This window comes from Spirosoma areae, assembly GCF_054781775.1.
Genome location: NZ_BAAGTT010000024.1, coordinates 84,270 through 107,777, shown reverse-complemented (window position 1 = coordinate 107,777; position 23,508 = coordinate 84,270). Strand labels below are relative to the sequence as shown.

General features: G+C 50.8%; 18 protein-coding genes. 9 read left to right on the top strand and 9 right to left on the bottom strand.

Translation table 11 applies throughout. The features are described 5' to 3' along the window. Positions 1-7 precede the first annotated feature (7 nt). Together ACYVI1_RS10620 and ACYVI1_RS10615 are read right to left on the bottom strand one after the other, a co-directional pair. Entirely contained in the window at positions 8-3,220 is a 3,213-nt protein-coding gene (locus tag ACYVI1_RS10620; protein ID WP_460909694.1) for a sensor histidine kinase, read from the bottom strand. 89 nt (positions 3,221-3,309) lie between these two features. Next, positions 3,310-3,762 carry an NUDIX domain-containing protein gene (locus ACYVI1_RS10615; RefSeq protein ID WP_460909692.1) on the bottom strand — a complete coding sequence of 151 codons (453 nt, stop codon included), beginning with the start codon at positions 3,760-3,762 and terminating at the stop codon, positions 3,310-3,312. A 214-nt stretch (positions 3,763-3,976) separates the two neighbouring features. Between ACYVI1_RS10615 and ACYVI1_RS10610 the strand changes: the two genes are divergently transcribed. Continuing rightward, the gene (locus ACYVI1_RS10610; RefSeq protein ID WP_460909690.1) at positions 3,977-4,591 is read left to right on the top strand and encodes a hypothetical protein; all 615 of its coding nucleotides are present in this window, start codon (positions 3,977-3,979) and stop codon (positions 4,589-4,591) included. Positions 4,592-4,654: 63 nt separating this feature from the next. Here ACYVI1_RS10610 and ACYVI1_RS10605 read toward each other — a convergent pair whose 3' ends face one another. From ACYVI1_RS10605 to ACYVI1_RS10595, 3 genes are all read right to left on the bottom strand, one after another. Beyond that, a complete protein-coding gene (locus ACYVI1_RS10605; protein WP_460909688.1) occupies positions 4,655-5,161 on the bottom strand; it encodes a Dps family protein in 507 nt (168 codons plus the stop codon). A 78-nt stretch (positions 5,162-5,239) separates the two neighbouring features. Then, entirely contained in the window at positions 5,240-6,436 is a 1,197-nt protein-coding gene (gene lhgO, locus ACYVI1_RS10600; protein WP_460909686.1) for an L-2-hydroxyglutarate oxidase, read from the bottom strand. Between the two features lie 50 nt (positions 6,437-6,486). Further along, the gene (locus ACYVI1_RS10595) at positions 6,487-7,746 is read right to left on the bottom strand and encodes an anthranilate phosphoribosyltransferase (protein ID WP_460909683.1); all 1,260 of its coding nucleotides are present in this window, start codon (positions 7,744-7,746) and stop codon (positions 6,487-6,489) included. 111 nt (positions 7,747-7,857) lie between these two features. Here ACYVI1_RS10595 and ACYVI1_RS10590 point away from each other — a divergent pair, with 111 nt between their 5' ends. Further along, a complete protein-coding gene (locus ACYVI1_RS10590) occupies positions 7,858-8,886 on the top strand; it encodes a hypothetical protein (protein WP_460909680.1) in 1,029 nt (342 codons plus the stop codon). A 166-nt stretch (positions 8,887-9,052) separates the two neighbouring features. Continuing rightward, the gene (locus tag ACYVI1_RS10585) at positions 9,053-12,586 is read left to right on the top strand and encodes an SNF2-related protein (protein WP_460910505.1); all 3,534 of its coding nucleotides are present in this window, start codon (positions 9,053-9,055) and stop codon (positions 12,584-12,586) included. A 74-nt stretch (positions 12,587-12,660) separates the two neighbouring features. Here ACYVI1_RS10585 and ACYVI1_RS10580 read toward each other — a convergent pair whose 3' ends face one another. The 3 genes from ACYVI1_RS10580 to ACYVI1_RS10570 form a co-directional block, all read right to left on the bottom strand. Further along, positions 12,661-14,040, bottom strand: a complete 1,380-nt coding sequence (locus ACYVI1_RS10580) for a Gfo/Idh/MocA family protein (protein WP_460909679.1) — start codon at positions 14,038-14,040, stop codon at positions 12,661-12,663. Positions 14,041-14,088: 48 nt separating this feature from the next. After that, the gene (locus tag ACYVI1_RS10575) at positions 14,089-15,276 is read right to left on the bottom strand and encodes an alpha/beta hydrolase family protein (protein ID WP_460909676.1); all 1,188 of its coding nucleotides are present in this window, start codon (positions 15,274-15,276) and stop codon (positions 14,089-14,091) included. A 334-nt stretch (positions 15,277-15,610) separates the two neighbouring features. Continuing rightward, entirely contained in the window at positions 15,611-15,733 is a 123-nt protein-coding gene (locus ACYVI1_RS10570) for a hypothetical protein (protein ID WP_460909675.1), read from the bottom strand. Positions 15,734-15,903: 170 nt separating this feature from the next. On the opposite strand from ACYVI1_RS10570, the gene ACYVI1_RS10565 reads away from it, so the two are divergent. The 3 genes from ACYVI1_RS10565 to ACYVI1_RS10555 all read left to right on the top strand — a co-directional run bounded on the left by ACYVI1_RS10565 (position 15,904) and on the right by ACYVI1_RS10555 (position 20,461). Then, positions 15,904-16,944 (top strand): sugar phosphate isomerase/epimerase family protein, encoded by a 1,041-nt coding sequence (locus ACYVI1_RS10565; protein WP_460909673.1) that lies wholly within the window; start codon positions 15,904-15,906, stop codon positions 16,942-16,944. A 313-nt stretch (positions 16,945-17,257) separates the two neighbouring features. Then, complete coding sequence (locus tag ACYVI1_RS10560; RefSeq protein WP_460909671.1) at positions 17,258-19,819, top strand: TonB-dependent receptor; 2,562 nt, start codon at positions 17,258-17,260, stop codon at positions 19,817-19,819. Positions 19,820-20,005: 186 nt separating this feature from the next. After that, on the top strand, positions 20,006-20,461 hold the full coding sequence (locus tag ACYVI1_RS10555) for a response regulator (RefSeq protein WP_460909669.1): 456 nt from the start codon (positions 20,006-20,008) through the stop codon (positions 20,459-20,461). Between the two features lie 98 nt (positions 20,462-20,559). Here the strand turns inward: ACYVI1_RS10555 and ACYVI1_RS10550 are convergent, their stop codons facing one another. Next, complete coding sequence (locus ACYVI1_RS10550) at positions 20,560-20,991, bottom strand: DUF1810 domain-containing protein (RefSeq protein ID WP_460909667.1); 432 nt, start codon at positions 20,989-20,991, stop codon at positions 20,560-20,562. A 216-nt stretch (positions 20,992-21,207) separates the two neighbouring features. Here ACYVI1_RS10550 and ACYVI1_RS10545 point away from each other — a divergent pair, with 216 nt between their 5' ends. From ACYVI1_RS10545 to ACYVI1_RS10535, 3 genes are all read left to right on the top strand, one after another. Continuing rightward, positions 21,208-21,780, top strand: coding sequence for an RNA polymerase sigma factor (locus tag ACYVI1_RS10545; protein ID WP_460909665.1), 573 nt, complete (start codon positions 21,208-21,210; stop codon positions 21,778-21,780). A 77-nt stretch (positions 21,781-21,857) separates the two neighbouring features. Further along, positions 21,858-22,469, top strand: coding sequence for a hypothetical protein (locus tag ACYVI1_RS10540; protein ID WP_460909663.1), 612 nt, complete (start codon positions 21,858-21,860; stop codon positions 22,467-22,469). Next, positions 22,450-23,505, top strand: a complete 1,056-nt coding sequence (locus ACYVI1_RS10535; RefSeq protein WP_460909662.1) for a hypothetical protein — start codon at positions 22,450-22,452, stop codon at positions 23,503-23,505. Before ACYVI1_RS10540 ends, ACYVI1_RS10535 begins: the two co-directional genes overlap by 20 nt. Positions 23,506-23,508 lie beyond the last annotated feature (3 nt).

Below are 23,508 nucleotides of genomic sequence, written 5' to 3'. Positions count from 1 at the left end.
TCACTACTTAAGTCGACAGGGGCTGACGAGGGGTCGGGTCGAAAAAATGTCGTTTGCTACTCAGACCAAGTGGGACTTTAATCGTGGCCTGCAACCCCTGGCCCGGCCCACTTTGCCAGGAAATTTGTCCGCCTAAAATAGCGACCCGCGATTCGATATTGCCGATACCTAAACCGCTCGATTTTTTCTGGGTCTGTTCGTAGTTGAATCCCTGCCCGTCGTCCTGATACGTCAGCAAGAGCTGATCGGTTTGTTGGCTTATGTGTAAGTCTATTTGGTGAGCATTGGCGTGTTTGAGTGAATTGTTGACCAACTCCTGCGTAATACGATACAGCATTACCTCCATATCAGCCGGTAACCGGTCGATGGGCTCGGCGGGATCACTCGGCTCGAAATGGGCATTTATAACGCCGGTTGCATCAATCCGCGAGAATAATTCGTCAACGGCAGCCACATAGCCATGCCGCTCTAAGGTTTGCGGGTTCAGCTTCCGGAGCAGATTCCGTACATCGCCGATGGTATCATTGATTAGCTGGAATATTGTGTTTTTAAGGGATAGAATCGTTGGTGTTTCGCCCGCCTGCTGAGTGAGTTGGGTGGTATAGAGTTTGATGGTTGCCAGCCGGGTGCCTATTTCATCGTGTATATCGCGGGCAATGTCTTTTTTTACCTGCTCCTGAATGTCATAGGCTAACCGCACCCGGTCGGCCTGCTGCCGCCGAATGGCATTCTCCCGCTGTTTTATCCACACCCAGACGGCACCGATACAGCTCAGAATGACCAGCAGGATAAACGGTATTTTTTGCCAGAAGGGCGGCTCAATATGAATGAATAGCTTCCGAAGATGCGTGCTCCAATGGCCATCCCGATTAGCGGCTCTCACCTGAAAAACGTAGTTGCCAGGAGGAAGGTTTGCATACCGAACGTAGTTACGCTCACCGGCATCTACCCACTGCTCATCGTAATTCATGAGTTGATACTGGTAGGCGTTGTGACCATTGCTGGTGAAGTCGAGGGCAGCGAACTCTAAGGCCAGCGTAGTTTGCGTATGGTCCAGGTCAATCTGACGGGCTTCGCCAATGTAGGTTTCCGTGCTGAACGGCTCTTCATTGATGGTCAGCGAATAGATGTGAGCGTATGGGTTAACCGAACTTATTCGAAAGTCATCGGGCCGAAAACGATTGAAGCCATTGACACCACCAAAGTATAACTCGCCATTCGCAGCGTGTAGAAAGGCATTCCCGTTAAATTCATAACCCTGAAGCCCATCATCCGGCGTGAAGTTTTTTAGGGTTTGGGTAACCGGGTCTAAGCGGGACACGCCCCGGTTTGTGCTCATCCAGATGTTATTCCGGGCATCGATGAACGAGCCGTAAACAAATGAATTAGCTAACCCCTGACGCTCAGCGTATAAGCGAAACCTGCTTGTCGACGCATTCAGAGCCACTAATCCCCGGTCGCAGGAAAGCCACAGGTGCTGACCGCTGGCATCGGGCCGGATATGCAGTATAGTATAGCCTTTCAAACCGGATTTAACCAACGGCCACACTGACGGCTTCCGATTGCCTGCGGCAGGCCATGCAGTTTGAGGTAGCCGGTAGCTGTAATACCCATTCAGATACGTACCCACCCAAAGTTGCCGGGTAGTGGCCTCATACCAGACGCTAAAAATATTCTGATGGTTCAGAACCGGCACCTTTCGCCACTGACGGCGAAGGGTATTCAGCGCATACAGGCCATCTTCGGTTGCCGCAATCAATAGCGTGTCGGTGATGCTGACCAAATTACGAACATAATTGGGCGTGCTTAAACTGCCTGAGGAAGCGGTGAATAAGATGGGATCAAACGTTTTGGTTAACGGCTCATAGGCCAGCACACCCCCCGTTCGACCAACCCAGATGCGACGTTGTGGATCGCGGTACAGGCTTTTAATGAGAGGTTGGTTCGGTCCTTTGGCTGCTGACGACCGGGTCAGAAACCGTTCAGTAACGCGGTTGGTACGTGGGTCAATAACATTGATACCATTTTCGGTAAGCACCCAGAGCCGGTCGAATCGTTCCTCCAGAAACCCCCGAACGGTGTAGTTGCTTAACCGTTGATTAGCGGGTAGTGTATCGACACCCAGCCGTTTGACCAGGCCACCGAACAAAAAAGCGTCGGGAATAATGCGGGCTAAGCCATCGGGGTCAGTATTGGCCCACACAATACCCGTATTATCGACATAGACCTTGCTGATCTTAAACTCACTCAGTCGCTGCGTATTAGTTATGAAGTCAGTTGCCTGACCAAACATCCGTGACCGCTTATCGAAATAAAGAACACCATTTCGCTGTGTGCCGAGCCACAGCCGACCGCGCTGATCAGGCGCAATGCTATAAATGGCGCTGATAGGCGTGCGACCAACGGTTGCATACGTTTCATACGTATTGTGCCGATAATCAAACCGAATCAGGCCGGTGTCGGTGCCGATCCAGGCAATTTCGTCGGCATCAATCCAGAAGGAAAGGACACTCTGTGCCGGGCCAAACCGGTTGGTTGGATCATCACTGAAATAATGAGCGATTGTATTGGTACGGGGACTGTAGCGCATCAGGCCCATTGGCGCCTGTAGCCATACATCCCCCGTCGGCGTCCTGACCGTTGAGCTTTGTAAATCATACGCATTGGGTAAGCGCAAAGTAGCCGCCAGAATCGTTTTATGCCGTTTTTTGTACTCGAATCGCACTAAACCTTCCGAATCGCTAAGGTAAAGTACTTCATTCTGGTCAGCAAAAAAGGGCATGTTACGGCTGGTGAGTGGCTTTTTGCCGGGTCCTCTCGCAAAAAAGCAGTCGAAGCGATCGCGTTGCCGGTCATAGCGATTTAACCCCTCTTCGGTGCCAACCCACAAATTACCAGCCGGGTCTTCGACAATCCCGAAAACATTAACGCCCCGAATGGTGCCGGGCTGAATGGATCCACGCGCCCCAATGGCCGGGCGATAAGTTCGGAACCGGTGCCCATCGTAGCGATTCAGCCCGTCCTGGGTGCCAAACCAAAGAAACCCCCGGCTATCTTTCAGCATCGAATAAACCGATCCCTGCGTTAATCCGTCACTTACGCCGATGTGATCGACCCGAAAAACCGCCGTGTTCGCCAACGACACCGACTGCGCCCAACTGGTCTGGAGCAGGGTCCCCAGGCACAGCAGTAGAAAGTAGATGCCCCTACTTAGTCGCATTGGTAGAAAAAAGAGGATTATTCGAACTAACTGTAAATGAGTTACATATTTAGCGAATATGCAAACCGAAGCTGGAGACTATTGGGTCATTACCCAAAATACTGCTGCTCGATGCGGCCGATGTAGCCCAGATAGGTAGCGCTGCTGAACCAGGGCTGGATTCTCGCGCCAATGTTTGGGTATAAGTTGAGTTTATCTACTTCTGAAATGGGTTTCCAGACCAACTCAAGGGCAGTTGTTTCGGCCGGATTCAGGGTTGGTTCGCCTTTGAGGTTGCGGGCCGCAAAGACAACATGCAGCACATCGTCGTTGCGCTGGGTTAGCAGCATTTCGCCCGCCAGAATCATCTCCCCAACCTCGACCGATACGCCTAATTCTTCCCGAATTTCCCGCACGATGGTTTCGGTGAGTATTTCTCCCCGGTCGGGGCTGCCGCCGGGCAGGGCAAATACGTCCTGCCCGCCATATGAGTAGCGCATGAGCAGCACTTCCGTTTGATTGGCGTTTTGCCGCCAGATCAGCGCAGAGGGTCGAACTTTCATGCAGCCAACTTACAAAAAAAGCGGTCAGTTTTTCCAGTTTATGATATGCTGATGACTATTCTTAGACTATTAATAACATCAAACTCCGCCACCTTCGAAGAGCATATGAGATATTTATTAATTTAGTGAATCTAATTGGAGAGTTCGAAATAGAGAAGCAGTACGTAGTACAAGTTACATCATATATAGTTAAATTTTTAATATTGTAAGGGATATGAACGATACATTCACCAAGATAGGCGTTTTAGAGGATTATTATTTTAAGCAGCAATTCACTGTTTTGAAAAGTGAAAAATACCAAAGCTATTATTTGCTTAATGACCTAATCCATGACCATACGTATTTAAATAATTTAAATAGCTTCGATAGACTTAGACATAGTATAAAGGGAATAGTGGCAAATACTGTAATTTCCTCAACTGACTATGTAACTGTTTTAGTCAATCGAAATACCACCTTTTCAATTCTTAAGAATATATTTAAGCCTTCTACCGATCCCTCTCTCATACAATTTATACACTGGCGTGAAAAGGTCATGATATCAGACATTCATAAATTTATAGGTTGCACTAGAATTTTGCAGTCTTTTCGGCTAGACGAGAATGAAATTCCTGTAAATGCTAAAGATAATTCTTTTGACCAAAAAATATTTGCTTATGTATTAGCTGAGTTTGAGTACAAAGGTGAATATCAACAAAAACTGTTTCTGCAAATTACGGAGAGCGAAGACTATACTTCAGTTCAACATATAGAAATAACATGGGATATGTATTATTTTTCAAAGTTAAGGCCAGTACAAAGGCACTTTCTAATTGACCTGCTTACATAAATAATGTTCGTTAACTAAGTCTCATTATGGTGTCGGGTTCTCAAACCCGACACCACCTCTACGTTAATTCAATTCCCGCGTGGTTTCAAACAGGAACCAGATGCGCCGTTCGGTCTCGTCAATATAAACTTCAAGTAAGCTGGCGGTGGCTACATCATCGGCATCATCCGCAATTTTGTGGGCATCGCGCATGTTCTGGGCCATCTTTTTGTTTTCGGCGATGAGTTCCAGCAGCATATCTTTGGGAGCCACAAAATCCTCGTCGTTGTCTTTTACCCGCTGCAACTGGGCGATGTGCGCCACCGACCGGATTGTGTTTGCGCCAATTTTTCGTACACGTTCAGCCAGGGGATCAATGGTGGCGAAAATCTGGTCGGCCTGTTCGTCTAACAGCAAATGATAATCGCGGAAATGCCGGCCAGACACATGCCAATGGAAGTTTTTCGTCTTGATATACAAGCCAAAGGCATCGGCAACCAAGCAATTCAGCGCATCAGCTACTTTCTCCCGGCTTTTCTCCTTCAGGTCAGACGGTGTATCTAATGCTTCTATTGGATTGAGAGCTTTCATGTGAGTAATCAGTTAGTGAGCCAAAGGTTTCTTTCACAGACAAACGTGATGTACCTGATTTTGTTTGGCTAAACTGACTCAAAAACGGGCTAACACCTTCTCTGATACGGTTTTACCGATGGATAATGACGAAGTAGCGGCTGGCGACGGTGCATTGACGACGTTGATGGCTTTGTCAGTTTCCAGAATCGCAAAATCGTCGAGTAGTCCACCCGAACGGTCGCAGGCCTGCGCCCGCACCCCTGCCCCCCCATCTTCGAGGTCGGCCTCCTGAATAGCAGGGATTAAGTTCTGCAGGGCTTTTGTAAATGCCGACTTCGAGAACGAGCGATACATTTCGCCTAAGCCCGTTTGCCAGTATTTGGCGGCTACTTTCTGAAAGCCCGGCCACGAAAGCGTTTCAAATAACTCTTTTAAATTGATGTCCGATTTGGTATAGCCTTCCCGCTGAAATGCCAACACTGCGTTCGGACCGGCTTCTATCCCGCCGTGAATCATGCGGGTAAAATGAACACCGAGGAACGGAAAATTCGGATCCGGAACGGGATAAATCAGGTTTTTAACCAAATACTGTTTTTCGGGGCGTATCTTGAAATACTCCCCCCGAAACGGTACAATCCTGACGTCAACGGCTTCGCGCTGGGTTAGTTGGGCAATTTTGTCAGAATACAGCCCAGCGCAATTAACGACGAGTTTAGTTTCGTAGCGGCCTTTATCCGTCACAACAATACTGATGCTTGTGCCTGGCGTTACCTGCTCAACTCGCTCGGCCAGCCGAATTTCGCCCCCCAATGCCTCAAATTTCTCAGCGTATTTATCGCTAACCTGCTTATAATCAATAATGCCCGTTTGCGGCACGAACATCCCGGCCACGCCATTAACGTGTGGTTCAATCTCGTGCATTTCGGTAAGCGAGAGCTTTTTCAGGCCACTCAATCCATTCTGCTGACCACGTTCGTAAAGTGTTTCTAACTGAGGCAACTCGTCGGCTTTGGTTGCCACAACAATTTTGCCGCAGAGGTCGTAGGGGATTCCCTCAGCATCGCAGAAGTCGATGAGCATCCGGTAACCCCGAATGCAGTTGGTGGCTTTCAGGCTTCCGGGTCTGTAGTATAAACCCGAATGAATAACACCGCTGTTGTGGCCGGTCTGATGCCGGGCAACGGCCGGTTCTTTCTCAATCAAAACGACCCTGAGGTCAGGTCGTTGCTGTTTTAATTGCAGGGCGGTGGCTAAGCCAACAATGCCCCCGCCAATAATCACTACGTCTGTCATGCCATCCTGACTAAATCCTAATCGCAAAGGTACGGCTTTCGGGTCAGACGTTACCGCAGTTGCCCTTCAATCCAGTCGAGTCCCCGGCCATAGAGCGCATGGGCAAACCGTACCCGGTTGTCGAAGTCGGCAGTTGAGGTAGACCCGTCAGTCATAAACTGGCGGATAAGCCGGGCATTATCGCGGGCCTGGGGCTGCTCGTACTCGGGTTCGACTTCGGTGCGGAACGACGCAAAGGCGGGCGTGTCACCCTCAAAGTGTTGGTAGAACAAATGCCCGCGTGGTGTTCTGACGGCGCACAAAATCCCACATGCCCGGCTCGTTGAGGGTGCCAGGCTGCCCTCCAGCCCCCGCTTGAGCACGATGACCCCGTCAAAACCAGCCATCATCGCCAGTTCAGCCATTTTCATCTGATAGGTAATGTGAAATACCGACGTAACCAGAATACGCGCATGGCAGGGATTCAACACCTTCTCGAGCGTAGCCAGAAAAGGGCGTTTAATGATTATCTGCCGCCGGTCGACCCAGCGATGAAGGGCGGGGGAAAGTGCCTTCTGGTCGAGTACCCAGCCAAAGGCGTTTAAGGGCGTGTCGAGTTCGTGATTACCCAGCAGAAACTGACAACCGAGGTGCATGTAGACATCCAGCGCATTGAGCGTAAACTTTGGCCCGCCCGACCGCCCGACGAGCGACACGGCTCCGTAGCCCCGCTTCTGAAAAAACCGGCCCAGCAAGGGCGTAATCAAATAACTATTCTCGACGCCGTCGAACGGCTCGGCCAGTTGCACCAACGGCCGGTCGGCGCAGCTTATTGGTCCAAAACCCGGCGTAAATGTGCGCTCGGCAGCCCGCATCAGACCCTGGTATTCTTCGTTGGTCTCGTGCCGAACGCGCATGATACTGGCGGCCAGCCCCCGGAAAACTTCGCAGGGATGATTGCTAAATAAATAATCGCCCAATTGCTCAGCCTCCGTTACCTGCAGGTTTGCCCCCCGAACCAGTTTCGTAGCAATTGGGTGCATACCGAGGGGTAAGTCGGGGCAAATCTTATTGACAAAAAATGTCGGGTGCGAGAACGCTCCTTTACCGATAACTTCTTCCAGCGTTTTTTCGTCGGGCGTTGGCCCCTTTGCCAGCAATGCTCCCAGGAATGCCCCTTTCTGAAGCGGATGCGTGCTTGGGTCGATCAGGGCGGCCCGGCACTCGATTAGTAATTCGGGCGTGAGCGGCTTACTGCCGTACTTACCGATACCAATATGTTTAATGCCTCGGCCGAGGGGCGTATCGGTGGCGGGGGTGTTCAGAACCATACAAACAGACGGGTTAGTTGACCATGCGGAGTAAGTAAAAGTACGCAAAAAAGTCCTGCTTATGAATGAGTATCTTGGCCCGAATGAGCTTTTTGTGAATATTTTTGCCGTATGGCTTTACTCCGTTCCTACACCTCGCTCCGAGTCGTTGCTTTTGTACTTCTCACCGCTCTGCTCATTTGGGTAGAAGTCGTCATTACGCATACATCAGCCTTTAGCCGACAGCCGGTGGGCTTATCGCTGGCCGTGCTTTTCGATTTGGTTTTCGTACCGACAGCCCTGTTTTACTGGCTTGTAGCCCGTCCGCTTCGCTTGGCGATCAGTCGCTTAGGGTTAGTAGCGCTGCTAATGGTGCGGGTGGCCTTATTGATTTCACCACAAGGGTCGTTTCTACCTAACCAACTCTGGCCTCTGTTGTTGCTTTTCGCCGAGGGTACGATGCTGATTATTGCCGGAGTACGCATTCGTACCCTTATACGAACGTATCAGCGTTTGCGCCAGAGGACCGATGCAGAAACCGCCCTGCACGAAAGTCTGGCAACTGTTTTCGGCGAACGAATGGCCGGGGCCGTTCTTGGGGAAATTCTGACACTGTATTATGCACTGTTGGGCTGGTGGCTTAGTTCCGACGTTCCAGCCGGGGCTAAAACCGTTACTATTCACCGGCAATCGGGGCAGACAGCTCTACTCGTGGGGTTACTCTTAGTTGGGGCAATTGAGGGTGTTGCGGTTCATTTGCTGTTAAGCCGCTGGAGTCCGACAGCCGCCTTCTGGGTCACAATACTCAGTGGGTACGGCCTGTTATTTTTTGTAGCCGATGCCATAGCGACCGTTAAACGCCCTTCGTATCTAACGGATAATCAGGTACGTATTCGGTTGGGAATTCGCTGGCGAGCCATTATTCCCCGCTCTGCTATTGCTCAGGTCTCGCTGCTTCATGAGAAACCCGTGAAACAACCGGACCTTTTAAATGGGGCTTTTCTGACTACGCCGAATGTATTGCTAACCTTCAGCAAGCCGGTGTCTTTCCTGGGACCTTATGGACTAAAAAAAGGGGTTTCCCGATTCGCCTTTTTTGTAGATGACAGGTCCGCATTTGTCAACCAATTAACCAGGCGTGAGTCGAATGGAATTTGGTGATTTTCGACAGGATTACAGGATTTCAGGTTTTTTGAATTTACCCTGAAAATCCTGTAATCCTGTCGAAAAACGAATTGCTGAACCTAAGCCTGCCAAATTAAGCACTATGCGTTGCTGAATGGCGAATCCTTTATTTTTGCACCTGAATCTATTGATTTTGGTATACATGGCGGAACGTGTCAGTTACGGTAAAACGTGGTGGGGGCAACAGTGGCTCAATGCCCTGACAAGCATTGACATGGCCAACCGTCTGCCGCGCGGAAAAACCTACGCCAATAAAGGAGCCGTTCAGGGGCTAACTATTGCCAATAATCAGATTAGCGCGTCGATCAAAGGGTCGGCGCCCCGGCCCTATAAAGCCAAACTATCAGTGCCGTTGTTTACCGGACAGGAAAAAGACTGGCTGCTGACCGAAATCCGCGAGAATCCGTCCACACTGGCTCAACTCCTGAATCGCCAGCTTCCACCCGAACTGACCGAATTTACCAACCGACGGGGAATTCAACTCTTTCCGCGCTCCTTCCGGGATTTAAGTATGGGCTGTTCCTGCCCCGATTTTGCCGTTCCCTGCAAACACCTCGCGGCTGTTGTTTATGTTATCGCCAACGAAATCGACCGAAATCCGTTCTTAGTTTTTCAGTTAAAAGGCTTAGATATTCTGGCTGATGTTCAGAAAGATCAGGCTGGCATGGTGGGCGGCAGCCTGGGAAACGTACTGTCGTTCAGAGAACTCTGCACCGACGACCTGCCCGATGATGACGACTGGCAGGCCGACGAAAAAGCCCGCGCCAACCTGGACTTTGCCACCATACCACCCCTTTCGGAGCAACTGCTGGGGTTACTTTCAACGGAGGTTACGTTTGCGAAGGGTGATTTCCATAAGTCATTGACGAAAGCGTATAAACTGTTCAGTAAACCCATCGCCGACGAAAACCCATTTTCTCACACGCAACGGCCCGACTTCAGCGACAGCATTGAACTGCAATTGGACGAGGTAATGTCGGTGAAGAAAATCGGCCTTTTCAGCGAACATGGCGAACCCCGCCCGCTCACGAATTTCAAAATGAGCGACTTAGTCGGCTGGATTGGTCAGCTTACCGAAGCCGACTGGCCTGAAATGAGCGATTCCGTGCGCGCCTTGTACCTGACGCATCAGTTTTCGGCGGCTTTGCTGCGCCGGGGAGCGGTGGTGCCTCAACTCCTGCGCGTTGGCCCTGCCGAAGACCAGTATCGGGTGCGGTGGCTCCCCGCAACGCTTAACGAACAGGTCAAACACCTCACTGATTTGTTAACCAGTCAGATTCCGCCAACGCTACTGACGGTGCGCTGGCAAAAAGAATGGCTGGCCCTGCCCGACAATCAACTGACGCTGACACTCTGTTCGCTGTTCCTGCGCCGGATTATCAAACCAACAACCATCGAACTCTGGGAACGCTGGCCACTGGAAGACGCCGACCGGCTCTTTTTTGGGGTTGAAACGCTGCGCTTTGAGGGCTTTGGCCGCAAGGAAATGCCATTCGCCATGCAGCTTTGGCTCAGTGATTTTTTCCTGTCTCACAAACGATTCGTGCCCATTCTGGCGGTCGAGGATACTGAATTTGGCGATGAGTTTCGCCTGAGTTTGCTCATCCGCGACCGCCAAACGACCGAAACAGCCGGCACGCCCACCGCTCCCATTCCCTTGCCCGAACTGCTGTCCAAAAAAAGACATGAACGTATCCGAATGGCAGTTTTGCAGGATTTGCTGGTGCTATCGCGGCATTTTCCGGATTTAGCGAAACTAACGAAGACGGGTGGCCCGCCTTACCTTTCGTATTCACCCACGGCCTTTGTACAAATCCTGCTCGACACATTGCCCCGGATGCAATTACTGGGCATTGCGCTCTGGCTGCCCAAGTCGCTCCAGCACTGGGTTCGTCCGCAGGTGGGCGGGCGGCTCAAGGCCAAAGTCACGGCGAACAATGCCTTTATGCGATTGGACGACATGCTTACTTTCGACTGGCAGGTGGCCCTCGGCGACGAGATGGTGAGCGTGAAAGAATTTCAAAAACTGGTTGGCCGCACAACCGGGTTGGTTAAAATTAAAGACCAATACGTGTTGATCGACCCGAACGACCTTACCAAACTCTACAAACAACTCGAAAATCCACCCGAACTAACCGGCTCTGAACTGCTCAAAGCGGCCCTGTCAGAAGAATACAAGGGTGGCCGGTTAGGGTTATCGGCGGAGGTACGGAAATTACTAAAACAGTTTACCGAAAGTGCTGCTCAACCCCTGCCCGATGCCCTGAACGCCATCCTTCGTCCTTACCAGCATCGCGGGTATGACTGGCTCATTAAGAACACAGCCCTCGGCATGGGCAGTCTGCTGGCCGATGACATGGGCTTGGGTAAAACGCTGCAAATCATCACATTACTGCTAAAATTTAAGCAGGAGGGACGGTTTACGAAGCAGAAGGGGCTGGTTGTGCTCCCAACAACGCTGCTTACGAACTGGCAAAAAGAAATTGCCCGATTCGCCCCGGAATTGCAGGAACGGGTCTATCACGGCCCAAATCGTAAACTTCCGGCCGAAGCAGACAAATATGATCTGCTGTTAACCACGTATGGCGTTGTGCGCTCTGACCTGGATACGCTCAAAAAAACGACCTGGGCGGTTGTGGTTATCGACGAAGCGCAGAACATCAAAAACTCGGATACCGAGCAGACGAAAGCCGTTAAGGCCCTGAAAGCCCCAATTCGGATTGCGCTGAGTGGTACGCCCGTCGAAAACCGGCTGTCGGAGTTCTGGAGCATCATGGACTTCGTTAACAAGGGGTATCTGGGTGGGTTGAGCAAGTTCAATGAGGAATTTGGCAAGCCCATTCAGCAAGAACGCGACCATCAGAAACTCGACCAGTTTCGGCGTATCACCAGCCCGTTTCTGCTTCGGCGGGTCAAAACCGACCGCAGCATCATTAGCGACTTGCCAGACAAAATCGAGACTAATCAGTTCTGTACACTTACTACCGAGCAGGCGGCTCTCTACGAAAGTGTGGTACAGGAAAGTCTACGCGCCATCGAGCAAAAAGACGGTATTGCCCGCCGGGGTCTGGTGCTTAAACTCATGACTGCTCTCAAGCAAATTGGCAATCACCCGCATCAGTATCTTAAACGGGGTAATCACACGGCCGCCCTGTCGGGCAAAGCCATACTGTTGCTCAACCTGCTCGAAAATATTTACGCCAGTCACGAGAAAGTGCTCATTTTCACGCAGTACCGCGAAATGGGTGAGTTGTTAGCCAGGTTTATTCAGGAGGCATTCGGTCAGCAACCGTTGTTTCTGCATGGCGGCACGTCCCGGCCCGAGCGCGACCGGATGGTGGAGCAGTTTCAGCGCAACCGCAGCGACCACACGTTTATTCTGTCGCTCAAAGCAGGCGGTACAGGCCTGAATCTGACGCAGGCGAACCACGTCATTCACTACGATTTATGGTGGAACCCGGCGGTTGAGTCGCAGGCTACTGACCGGGCGTTTCGTATTGGGCAGACCAAAAACGTGCTGGTGTATCGACTCATGAATCAGGGAACGCTCGAAGAGAAAATTGACGCCATGATCCGTTCCAAGCGCGAACTGGCCGACCTCGCCATTAAAACCGGCGAAACCTGGTTGGGAGACCTGAGCGATGCCGAGTTGAAGGAACTGGTGAGTTTGGGGTAAACAAAAGCAGGTAATCATTCTTTCTCCAAAAAGAATGATTACCTGCTTTTGTTCTTATACGTTGACCCGTGAAATTACACCTTCTTCGGGTCGGGATGCACATACGGACTCCGGTAGTCTCTTGCGAGCATTTTGGTAGCCTCTTTGTCGCCAACAACTTCCCGCTTAACCGGGTCATAGACCATAGGGCGGCCTGTTTTCATAGCCATGTTTGCCAGAATGCAACTGGAGGTTGAGATGTGTCCTTCCTCGATGTCGGCAACGGGCCGGGATTTTTTGTCGATGGCATCCAGGAAATTGAGCATATGCAGGCGAGTTGCCGGAGCCGCATTCAATTCAATTTTGGGGGTTGTATCTTCCGTCACATCCTCCGGATATTTCTCCTTTTCATAGACCACATCCAAGTGGATTTTCTTGCCATTTTTATCATCCGGAATAAAATCACATTGCATCGTGCTACCCCACAACGTTCCTTTTTCGCCGTATAGCGTAAACGACCAGGGGTAATCAGGATTGTTGGCCGTGCCCCATGTTTTATGATGCCAGACACAATTCAGTTCATCATATTCGAACAGAGCCGATTGCGTATCGGAGATGTTCGACTTACCTTCTTTCTGAACATAAATGCCGCCATGTGAGCTAATGCGCTTCGGCCAGCCCAGTTTTAGCATCCAGCGAACCGTATCGAGCATGTGAACGCACATATCGCCCGTAATGCCGTTGCCATACTCCATGAATGTCCGCCACCAGCGCACATGAGGCAGGCCATCGTAAGGGCGCAATGGAGCGGGGCCGGTCCACATGTTGTAATCCAGAAAATCAGGAACGGCCTGTACGGGCGGATTGCCGTTGTTACGCATGTGCAGATCGCACGACATCTCAACGTGCGATATTTTACCGAGCAAACCGGCATCGACAATCGTTTTCTTGGCCTCAATCAGGTGTGGCGTGCTTTTGCGCTGCGTGCCCACCTGCACAACCTTATTGTATTTCCGGGCAGCCGCCACCATCGCTTCACCTTCCATAACATCCACACTGATCGGCTTTTGCACATACACATGTGAGCCTGCTTTCACGCAGTCAATCATTTGCAGGGCGTGCCAGTGGTCGGGAGTGCCGATAAGAATAATATCCAGTTGGTTTTCGGCCAGCATTTTTTGGTAGTCGCCGTAGAGTTTAGGGGTTTTACCCGACTTTTGTCGCTGGCTTACCAATTTGGCCGCTCCGGCCAGCATATTTTTATCGACATCGCACAGGGCCACTACGTCGACAGGAGCAACCTGAATCAGGCGCAATAGATCGCTTTTACCATACCAGCCAGTACCAATCAAGGCGACCCGATAGGCCTGGGGCGGGTTAATCAAATCCATACCCCTGGCGCCAAAAGCCGAAAGAGCGAGCGAAGCCGTGGTGCCTTGTATAAAACGACGGCGGTTAATGTTAAAGAGTTCCATTCGAATTGGGGGTTTCAGGCAGCAAAGCCAGTGGTTTAGGTGAAATTTTTAGTTTAGAAGCGCTGTCACAGCCTCGTCGCCTACAACGGCACGAGCCGGACGCGGGTGTTCAGCAGTAAATACCTGTAAATCAGTTGCAGGGAGTAAGGTATTTGGCGCTTCGTCGATTTGACCATCTTTGAGAACACGGTTCAAATTAAGTTTCAGGTGCCTGGCCAGGAACCGGTAAGCGGCTGCGCGTTTGCTGGGACCGTAATCGTGGCCCTCGGTGGGTAGATGAACATTTTCGACCCGATTTTGTGCGTTATAATACCCATAAATTTTCTGAATGTATGGGTATTCCACATTGGGCGTATTTTTCGTCCAGTCCTTCCCGTCCGATACCAGCAACATAGGCCGGGGAGCCGCCAGGGCCGCAATGTCTACGTTGCTGGTTTGGTGGGTAGGCCGTTTATGAATTGGCATACCACTTTCGCAGACGCACCCGCCGAAAAAGTGAGCGGACACCATCACAACCGGCACCGATACTTTTATCCGCGAATCGAGCGCGGTAAGTAGAAATGTCTGCGTTCCCCCACCCGACTCCCCCGACATCGCAATCCGGCTGGTGTCTACGTCTGGCAAACTCGTCAGAAAGTCCAGTGCCCGGATGCCATTTAAGGTTTGCAGAGTCAGGGCCTTCGCCAGTTTGTGATCGGATTGTTTTGAGTCGCCATAGCCGAGCATGTCATACACAAACACGACGGCTCCCAGGCGGGCCATCGTTGCACACCGTTGCTGGGTTTGCTCCACAAAGCGAGCATCTGAATTCGCCGTGTGTCCATGCGGACAAAGAACCCCCGCTGATTTACCGGCCAGATTTAGTGGGCGATAGAGATTGCCCGTCACAAAAAGCCCCGGCAAACTTTCAAACGCCACATTCTCGACCGTATAACCACTCAGTTTCCGCAGACTGTGCCGAATGGGTTGAAGCAGGGCAAATTTTGGTGTTGAGGGCAGGTTCATTCCCTCCCGCAGTCCCCTCCGAATCAGCGAAGCGCGGGTTTCCCAACTGGCACGGTCGTGGTACGTACCGGCGAACATCTGCAACGCCTTAGCGCCCTGCTCCTCCGTGAAGTAGGCTCCCTGGCATAAATCAGGGCGGTCAGGATTGGGTTGGGCAAGGCTATCCGGGATTGCCGCAATTGTCAATACCGAAAAAGTGAGCAGGCCCGATAGCCAAAGCGTTCGTTTCATCCGCGTGAGTGTCAACTACTACCAAAAGATGGCGTTCGTAAACTCTTACTCCATAGGTTGGCCGGATGCGCCCACAAAATTCGTCTTATCGTGGAATATCGCTCTGTTTCAGTGCTTTTACGGCATAATCAGCCGCCCGCGCCGAGAGCGCCATGTGGGTTAGTGATGGATTCTGGCAGTGATGGCAAAGCCCGTTCGGTTCTGCATGGGATACCGTTATAGCAAGTCAATCGGCATAACCTGGTCATGGTGCTCAAACTCCCAGGGATACATGGTCGCCGTGTGATAGTCGGTGACGTGCTCAATCATACGCCCCGTTCAGGAAGCAGCACATTCAGTCCTTTTTCGCACCGTTCTTTTGCCGACCAATCTCCGCTAAGGCCCGACCCGACGACAATCGTATCGAATTTTTGCCTGACGGGATCGGTGACTCGACGAATGTGGGTTGCTGGCTCATGATAGGTTTAGGATTTTTACGTAGCCTTGTTCATGTATAGTGCCTTATGACCAGAATTTAGTGGATGAGCCGGATGATGTTACGGGGTCGATGGGCCGGCTAAAAGTATTTACTCAGAACTAAGTGCTTTACGTCCCTATAATCCAATCAATTAGATAGCCTGTAGAACCATGAAAAACCAACCTACCCGCCGTCAGTTTTTGGGAACTACGGCTGCTCTTGTGTCAACAGCCGTGGTTGGTAGCCACAAACTGTTTGGCGCACCCGCCCTTATCCGTAGTCTGGGGGATAAACCGAATTCGTTGATCGACGGGGTCCAGATTGGCGTCATTACTTATTCCTTTCGGGATATGCCCGACCAAAGCGCCGAAGCCACCCTGCAATACGTCCTGGATTCTGGAGTCAGCGCCATTGAGCTGATGGGTGGCCCAGCCGAATCGTTTGTCGGCGCTCCAAAAAATTCGGTCGATATGAAGTCCATCTTCCCGTTGATGCGGAAACGACGCGAGAAACAGGACCTTACCGACGATGAGAAGAAAACGCTGGCCGATGCAGATGCTCAGATGAAAGCTTACCAGGAGGAAATGACCAAATGGCGGCTCTCGGCACCCATGGCCAAGTTTGAGCAGGTGCGTAAACTATACAATCAGGCGGGGGTAAAAATTTATGGGTTTAAGCCCGATACGTTTGGTATGCAGCGTTCGGACGCCGAAATTGAATACGGCCTGAAGGCAGCTAAACTGGTGGGCGCCAGTCAGGTCACGGTAGAACATCCGGGCAATGACACCCATACCCTTAAGTTAGGCACGATGGCCCACAAACAGGGTTTACGCGTAGGCTATCATGGGCATGAGCAGCAAACGCCTACGTTCTGGGATACCGCTCTCGCCCAATCAGCAGGTAATGCCATCAACTTCGACCTGGGCCACTACGTAGCGGCCGGGAACCCCGACCCGCTGGTCTTCCTGAAGCAGAAGCATGACCGCATCGCCAGTATGCACATCAAGGATCGCCAAACGCCCGACCACGGCAAAGGCAATTTACCCTGGGGCCAGGGCGACACCCCTTTGCTCCAGGTGCTAAAGTTAATGCGTGATCAGAAATATAATTTTCCGGCTACGGTCGAGTTGGAATACCAGATACCGGCTGGCTCAAGCGCAGTCGCCGAAGTGAAAAAATGTGTGAGTTTTTGCCGCAATGCCCTGAGTTAAGAATGAAGTTGTTTAACCTGTTAACTTAACGGCACCGGCGGCCGGTGCCGTTAAGTTAACAGGTTATTGGGTTGCAAAAACAAATATGAACAGCGTCAATAGGAAATATCAAGCAGGAGATTAGTCAATACCAACAAATTAGGGTATCGACCAGTCTTAGTAGAATCTGTCTATGACCATAAACCGATTTTATAGAAGTTGAACATCAGCCTCTGTAGGGAACAAGCGGTAGCATCCCTTGCTGCACACTCGCCAAGCGTTATGTCTGTATGAATAGAACGATTCGTTATATTTGTTCAGAAATAGCGCTTTTATGAACAACATCTTCCTGGTTTTGCTCCTGCTTAGTTCAGGCCTGCAGGCGGCTGTTCAGCCCGACAGCACGATAACACCAACCGATTCGCTGCCCAAAATTGAACTGGCTGAAGTGGTTATCTCCGCATCCCGAGTAGCGGAAAGCATCTTAAAATCGCCCGTCAGCATTGACATAATTGATACCCGGCGCATCCGGCTCTCCGCCCAGCCGTCGTATTTTGATGCCATCGAAACTATCAAAGGCGTTCAGTTGCTTACCTCCAGCCTGGGCTTCAAAGTCTATAACACGCGCGGCTTTGCCGCCACCACCAACGTCCGCTTTGTTCAACTTGTCGATGGCCGCGATAATCAGGCTCCCCATATCGGTGCTCCGATTGCCAGCGCCCTGGCCCCCTCGGACTTAGACATTCGACAAGTCGAGCTGGTGCCGGGAGTTGCTTCGGCGCTATACGGCCTGAACGCGCTGAACGGCCTGGTCAATATTTTGACGCGCAATCCCTTCGATTCGGAAGGACTCAGTGTGGGGCAAAAAACCGGACTCAACCACGTAGGGGATGCGGCCCTCTCGTCCAGGCTTTATTCCGAAACCAGCCTCCGGTATGCCCATCGGCTTGGCAACCGTTTCGCCCTCAAAGTGAACCTGGTGTATCAGCGGGGCTACGACTGGATAGCTGGCAACCGCAATGACCTGAACCCCAATGGTAATGCATCGCTCAGTTTGTTTGGGGCCGATAACCCGGCCTACGATCCGGTGAACGGCTATGGCAACGAAGCGGCTAACCGACGAACGCTGATGCTGGGCGGCAAACGCTATAGCATTGGCCGAACGGGCTACTACGAAGCCGAGGCCACGGACTACCGTTTGCAGAACCTGCGGGGTGATTTCTCGTTGCATTACCGGTTCTCACCAACGGTCGAACTGGCCTATACCTATCAGGGGGCTACCTCAGACAATGTTTATCAGCGCACTAACCGCTTTCGGCTCGACAACTACCAACTCGACCAGCACAGTCTGGCCTTAACCACACCCTCCCTGCAAATCCGGGCCTACCGAACCCATGAAAACACGGGTGATTCCTACAATATCCGGTCCATGGCCGAAAACATCGACAAGTCGGTCAAAACCGATAACCAGTGGTTTACCGATTTTACCAACCAGTTTAACGCCGATACCAGGGCAGGTTTAGCCGTGCCCGATGCCTTACGTAATGCCCGCTCCACAGCCGACAAAGGCCGCCCGGTACCGGGTACACCCGGCTTTAACGACTTGATTGCTAAACTCCGCGACATCAACAACTGGGACATTGGCGCGGCCCTTCGGGTGCAATCCTGGATGTACCACGTCGAAGGACAAGTTGAACCAACGCGGGTGCTCTGGCAGCGGTTTCGTCAGCAGACGGGCCTGACGATTCAGGCGGGGTTCGACTTTCGGCGGTACGTAGTCTTCCCCGATGGCAATTATTTCATCAATCCTACCGAGCCGGGCCAGAATCTGGTTTATGGCAAAACCGGGGGTTTTGTGCAGTTTAGTCGCCAGTTTCTGGATAATAAGCTAAAGGTGGCTGGCTCGTTGCGACTCGATAAAAACACCTACTTTGCCGCCCGGCTGAACCCCCGGCTGTCGGTGGTGTATTCGCCTGCAGACGCGCATAACCTTCGCCTTTCGTACCAGAATGGCTACCGGTTCCCCTCGTTGTTCGAGGGTTTCACCAACATCAACTCGGGCGGGGTCAAACGAGTTGGTGGCTTACCGATCATGTCGCAGGGCATTTACGAAAACGCGTACCTGGTCACCTCCATCAACGCGTTTCAGGCGGCCATCACCACCGATGTCAACACCAGCAAACTCACCACCGATCAGGCTATCCAGAAAAACAAAGGGATCCTAAAGCAAAGCCCCTACACCTATCTGAAACCCGAACAGGTAAAGAGTGTAGAATTAGGCTATAAAGGGTTGTTTTTGGCGGGTCGGCTTTATGCGGACGCCGACGTGTACTACACGAATTATCAGGACTTCATTGCCCAGGTAAATGCCAACCTGGCTAAAGGCAGGAATGTGGACTCTCTGGCTTATTATTTCTCGGCATCGCCTACCCAGGACCGATACCGGCTCTGGACCAACTCGCAAACTCAGGTCTATACTTACGGGGCTAGCTTAGGCCTTCGCTATAGCCTGACCCAAAACTGGTCGGTTGGCGGCAATGCCTCGTTTGCCCGACTTGACCGGGCCGAAAACGGCGACGGCCTGGAGAGTTCATTTAATACCCCGCGTTGGATTACGAACCTGACTGTCTCGAATGGCAATCTGTGGCAGGGCGTTGGCTTCTCCGTCAACTACAAACATCAGGACGCTTTTTTGTGGCAGTCGGAGTTGGCCACGGGCAACGTATCGGCCATCAACACGCTGGATGTTCAGGTGAGTTACCGGCTTAAGAAGATTAATCTCCTGGTAAAAGTGGGCGGCACCAATATCACCAATCAGCCCTATTATACCTTTATTGGTGGCCCGGCAGTGGGTGGGCTGTTTTATACAAATGTAGTGTGGGAGGCTGGGTTTTAATCGGTGACGAGTGTGTCCGACGACTTTACTAACTGGCTAAACTATTCAGTGGCCAATTAACCATGTAACCATAAAAATCTGTTTCCGCCCAAAATCTTATTTTTAAGTCAAAAAAAACATTTTTATAGAACAATTCTTTTATATTTTTGTACTGATAGGGTAGCTTATATCTACGACCAGTTCGTTATGAATACGCTGTCTTTACGAGTATTGCTGGTAGATGATGACGAGGAAGATCGGCAACTGATTCGCTGGGCATTGACCGATGCTCTACCACAAGTCATTATTGAGGAAATGACATCAGGTCAGGAGTTAATTACCTGGCTCGAACAGCAGCGAAGTCTACCATCGGGTGAGTCGGAGAAAGACCCGTCAACAATGACCATTATTTTACTGGATATGCACATGCCTAAACTTACAGGCCTGGAAACCCTGCAATTGTTAGGCGACATGAGTGTGCTGCCTTACATGCCTGTAGTGATGCTGACCTCCTCAATGGCTGAGCCGCTCAAGCAACGGGCCTACGAGCAGGGAATTCATCTCTATATGGTTAAGCCGGTTAGCTCTGCCGGTTTTTATCGAGTTGTCGAAGCGGTCAAACTTTGCTACCGGGATATGCTTCGTCTGCAGGAGCAACGCTAAATGTCCTGCGTGGAAGCTGCATAAGCATGCCTACACCCAGATTACCCAAAAAGTAGCACATCGAGGATCAACGCTTAGCCGCCGACAAGTTCCTGTGGCTATAGACCATTTTTGACAATAGCCAGTGTTCGCTGGTCGGGCACACCATCAAAATACCGGGCTAAAACTGTTTGAAAGACCGGGTCCGCGTTGTCCAGTAAACTAAATAAGGTCATGCTGGATCTTAATTTCAAGTCATCGGGACTGCCCATTAGTTGATTAGCCGTTTTAGTCGTTATGGCAAGTAGAGCGGTCGTTATCTCAATGAGCCGGCTACCCAAAACGGGATGGGCTAAATAGGCACGGGCTTCAGACAGGTCTTTGATGGCATAAAATTTTGCTGTCTCGCTAAAACCTAACCCGGCAATCTGTGGGAAGATATACCACATCCAATGGCTTTGTTTCCGCCCATTCTTTAGTTCGGCTAATGCATTAGAGTAGGCCGCGTCCTGGGCGTCTAAAAATCGTTTCAGGTTAGGTTCTGAATCCATGGAAGTCTGGTTTACCCTGCCAAAATAAGGGACCTGCATACTGGTCGCTTACTCATTGGGTGTAAAAAGCTACTTATCAGGCTAGATACACAGAAAACAGGCCATAAATAGCCGTGCAGCCAGAAACGATCACTTTTTCTGAATTATTGTGCAACATCTCCAATTTTCCTGCATCTTTCTACCGATATCATTCTTAATCACCCGTATCTGAACCTGTTGGAATCCAACCGAAGCGTCGGACCGCCCTACCCAGACCGTCATGCTGAGCTGGTCAAACGCTGCCAACAGGGTGAGCGACGGGCGCAGTATGACCTTTACCAGCATTACGTTAAGGCAATGTACAACGTTTGCCTTCGTATTCTGAATCATGAGGCCGAAGCCGAAGATGTGCTGCAGGAAGCCTTTATGGACGCGTTTAGTCATATTGGGTCATTTCGCGGGCAGAGTACGTTTGGGGCATGGCTGAAGCAGATTGTCGTGAATCGGGCGATTAACCATCTCCGCAGTCGTCGGTTAGAACTGGTCGATTTAGAATCGCACCGACTCGGCGAAGACGATGGTCCCGACTTTGCCGATGCCGAGCCATATGATGAGGAAGGCATTCAGTTGGAAGTTGAGCGGGTTCGGCGGGCCATGCAGCAACTGCCAGAAGGCTACCGGGTGGTGCTTTCGCTCTATTTATTTGAGGGATACGACCACGAAGAAATTGGGAATGTACTGAACATCAGTGAAACAACATCAAGAACACAATATTTACGGGGCAAAAAGCGGTTGTTAGAGTTATTATAAAATCGGGCCGCTAAGCCCAACGAAGAAAACACGAACAACAAACACGAACGACGACCTGCTAAGAAGTCGACACAATTATGAAAAAGGATAATCTTGAACGTTTTGTGCGGGATAACCGTGAAGCCTTTGACGACAAAGAACCACCGGTTGACTTGTGGAACAAACTGGAAACCGGTCTCAACAGGCAACAACCTGACCAGCCCCGTTCCGACATGGCATCACCTTTCTTACAGGTATATAAAAATCCCGCACTGGCTGGAAGCCGACAAATCGGCTGGCCAACGTTAGACTGGCGTGTTGCGGCTTCTATTGCCGTGCTGTTGCTGGCCGGTTGTTTTCTGTATATGAACCGGCAATACGGCGTGACAAAGCAGCCGGAGATTGTGGCGGCAAACCCAACCTATGCGAAAGAAGTGGTGCAGTACACGCAGTTGATTGACGACAAACGGGCTGAGTTAAAACAAATGGCCGAAGGCAATCCAGCGTTATATGAGGAGTTTGCAACCGACCTGGACCGACTCGAACGGTCGTACCAGTCATTGAAAGGCGAACTGCCCCAAAACCCGAATCAGGAAGTGTTGATCCAGGCGATGATTCAGAATCTGCAACTCCAGATCAACTTACTTAATGAACAGCTACGCGTGATTGAGCGAATTAAACAACAAACCAATGAAACGAATCCTGTATAGCCTATTACTTTGCCTCAGCCCACTAATTACCTGGGCAGAGGATCCCATGCCTGATGTTACCGTTGAAAAGAAAAAGACGATTATCAAACTTTTCGATGTAGTCGATACGGATAATCTGGTTATCGATAATCAATTTGGGCAAGTAACGGTAGGGCTGTGGGAGAAGAAAGAAATCCGCGTTCAGATTACGATTATAGCAAATTCTGATTCCGACGAACGGGTACAGAAGTTCTTCGACGCCGTTTCGATTGAAGAAAAGCGGACTGGAAATCAGATTAGTGTTCGCACGAATTTTAGCCAGAGCAGCCTCTCGAACTGGAGTTTAGGAAAATGGAAGGAGGGTGGTGAGCGTAATTTCGTTAAAATCAACTACGACGTGATGATGCCCAAACAAAACGCGCTGTCGGTAAAGAATAAGTTTGGTAACACCAGCATTCCGGCTTTCTACGCTCCATTGACGGTGCATTGCCGCTATGGCAACTTTAGCGCCGACCAACTCACTGGGAATCAGAATGATATCGACGTAGCGTATGGCAAAGCGGATATTCGCACCCTCGGCCAGGGCAAACTGGATATTGCCTACGCCACGCTGGAATTAGTGCGGGCGAATGTGCTGATACTCAACAATAAATTTGGTAAAATGAACATTGGTGATGTCGGCAAATTAGATGCCGATATCAATTATTCAGGGGCTAAAATCGGCACACTGCGCGAGTCTGGTCGAATTAAACTTGATTTCTCCGGTGGATTTCGCATCGAGCAACTGCCCAAAACAGCCGATAACGTTGATATTCAGGCGGCTTATTCGTCGGTCGCTTTACCAATGGACCATGATAGCGACTGCGATTTCGACGTCACGGTCAGTTATGGCAATTTCAATTATGGGTCTGGCTCAACCATGCACTTCAAGAGCCAGCCGAGTGATAATAACAACCGTGGTGCCCGCCTAATCAAGCAGTACGTTGGCAAAGTTGGCAATGGCGCCGGCACCAAAGTACGGGTCGTATCGAAATTTGGCAATGTGAATTTTCAGTAACTA

Bases quoted from the DNA above. Each gene is read 5' to 3' on its own strand.
- ACYVI1_RS10560 (WP_460909671.1), top strand. From the start codon at position 17,258: ATGAACAACATCTTCCTGGTTTTGCTCCTGCTTAGTTCAGGCCTGCAG.
- ACYVI1_RS10580 (WP_460909679.1), bottom strand. From the start codon at position 14,040: ATGGAACTCTTTAACATTAACCGCCGTCGTTTTATACAAGGCACCACG.
- ACYVI1_RS10565 (WP_460909673.1), top strand. From the start codon at position 15,904: ATGAAAAACCAACCTACCCGCCGTCAGTTTTTGGGAACTACGGCTGCT.
- ACYVI1_RS10555 (WP_460909669.1), top strand. From the start codon at position 20,006: ATGAATACGCTGTCTTTACGAGTATTGCTGGTAGATGATGACGAGGAA.
- ACYVI1_RS10570 (WP_460909675.1), bottom strand. From the start codon at position 15,733: ATGAGCCAGCAACCCACATTCGTCGAGTCACCGATCCCGTCAGGCAAA.
- ACYVI1_RS10605 (WP_460909688.1), bottom strand. From the start codon at position 5,161: ATGAAAGCTCTCAATCCAATAGAAGCATTAGATACACCGTCTGACCTG.
- ACYVI1_RS10595 (WP_460909683.1), bottom strand. From the start codon at position 7,746: ATGGTTCTGAACACCCCCGCCACCGATACGCCCCTCGGCCGAGGCATT.
- ACYVI1_RS10610 (WP_460909690.1), top strand. From the start codon at position 3,977: ATGAACGATACATTCACCAAGATAGGCGTTTTAGAGGATTATTATTTT.
- ACYVI1_RS10535 (WP_460909662.1), top strand. From the start codon at position 22,450: ATGAAACGAATCCTGTATAGCCTATTACTTTGCCTCAGCCCACTAATT.
- ACYVI1_RS10585 (WP_460910505.1), top strand. From the start codon at position 9,053: ATGGCGGAACGTGTCAGTTACGGTAAAACGTGGTGGGGGCAACAGTGG.
- ACYVI1_RS10550 (WP_460909667.1), bottom strand. From the start codon at position 20,991: ATGGATTCAGAACCTAACCTGAAACGATTTTTAGACGCCCAGGACGCG.
- ACYVI1_RS10615 (WP_460909692.1), bottom strand. From the start codon at position 3,762: ATGAAAGTTCGACCCTCTGCGCTGATCTGGCGGCAAAACGCCAATCAA.
- ACYVI1_RS10540 (WP_460909663.1), top strand. From the start codon at position 21,858: ATGAAAAAGGATAATCTTGAACGTTTTGTGCGGGATAACCGTGAAGCC.
- ACYVI1_RS10590 (WP_460909680.1), top strand. From the start codon at position 7,858: ATGGCTTTACTCCGTTCCTACACCTCGCTCCGAGTCGTTGCTTTTGTA.
- lhgO (WP_460909686.1), bottom strand. From the start codon at position 6,436: ATGACAGACGTAGTGATTATTGGCGGGGGCATTGTTGGCTTAGCCACC.
- ACYVI1_RS10620 (WP_460909694.1), bottom strand. From the start codon at position 3,220: ATGCGACTAAGTAGGGGCATCTACTTTCTACTGCTGTGCCTGGGGACC.
- ACYVI1_RS10575 (WP_460909676.1), bottom strand. From the start codon at position 15,276: ATGAAACGAACGCTTTGGCTATCGGGCCTGCTCACTTTTTCGGTATTG.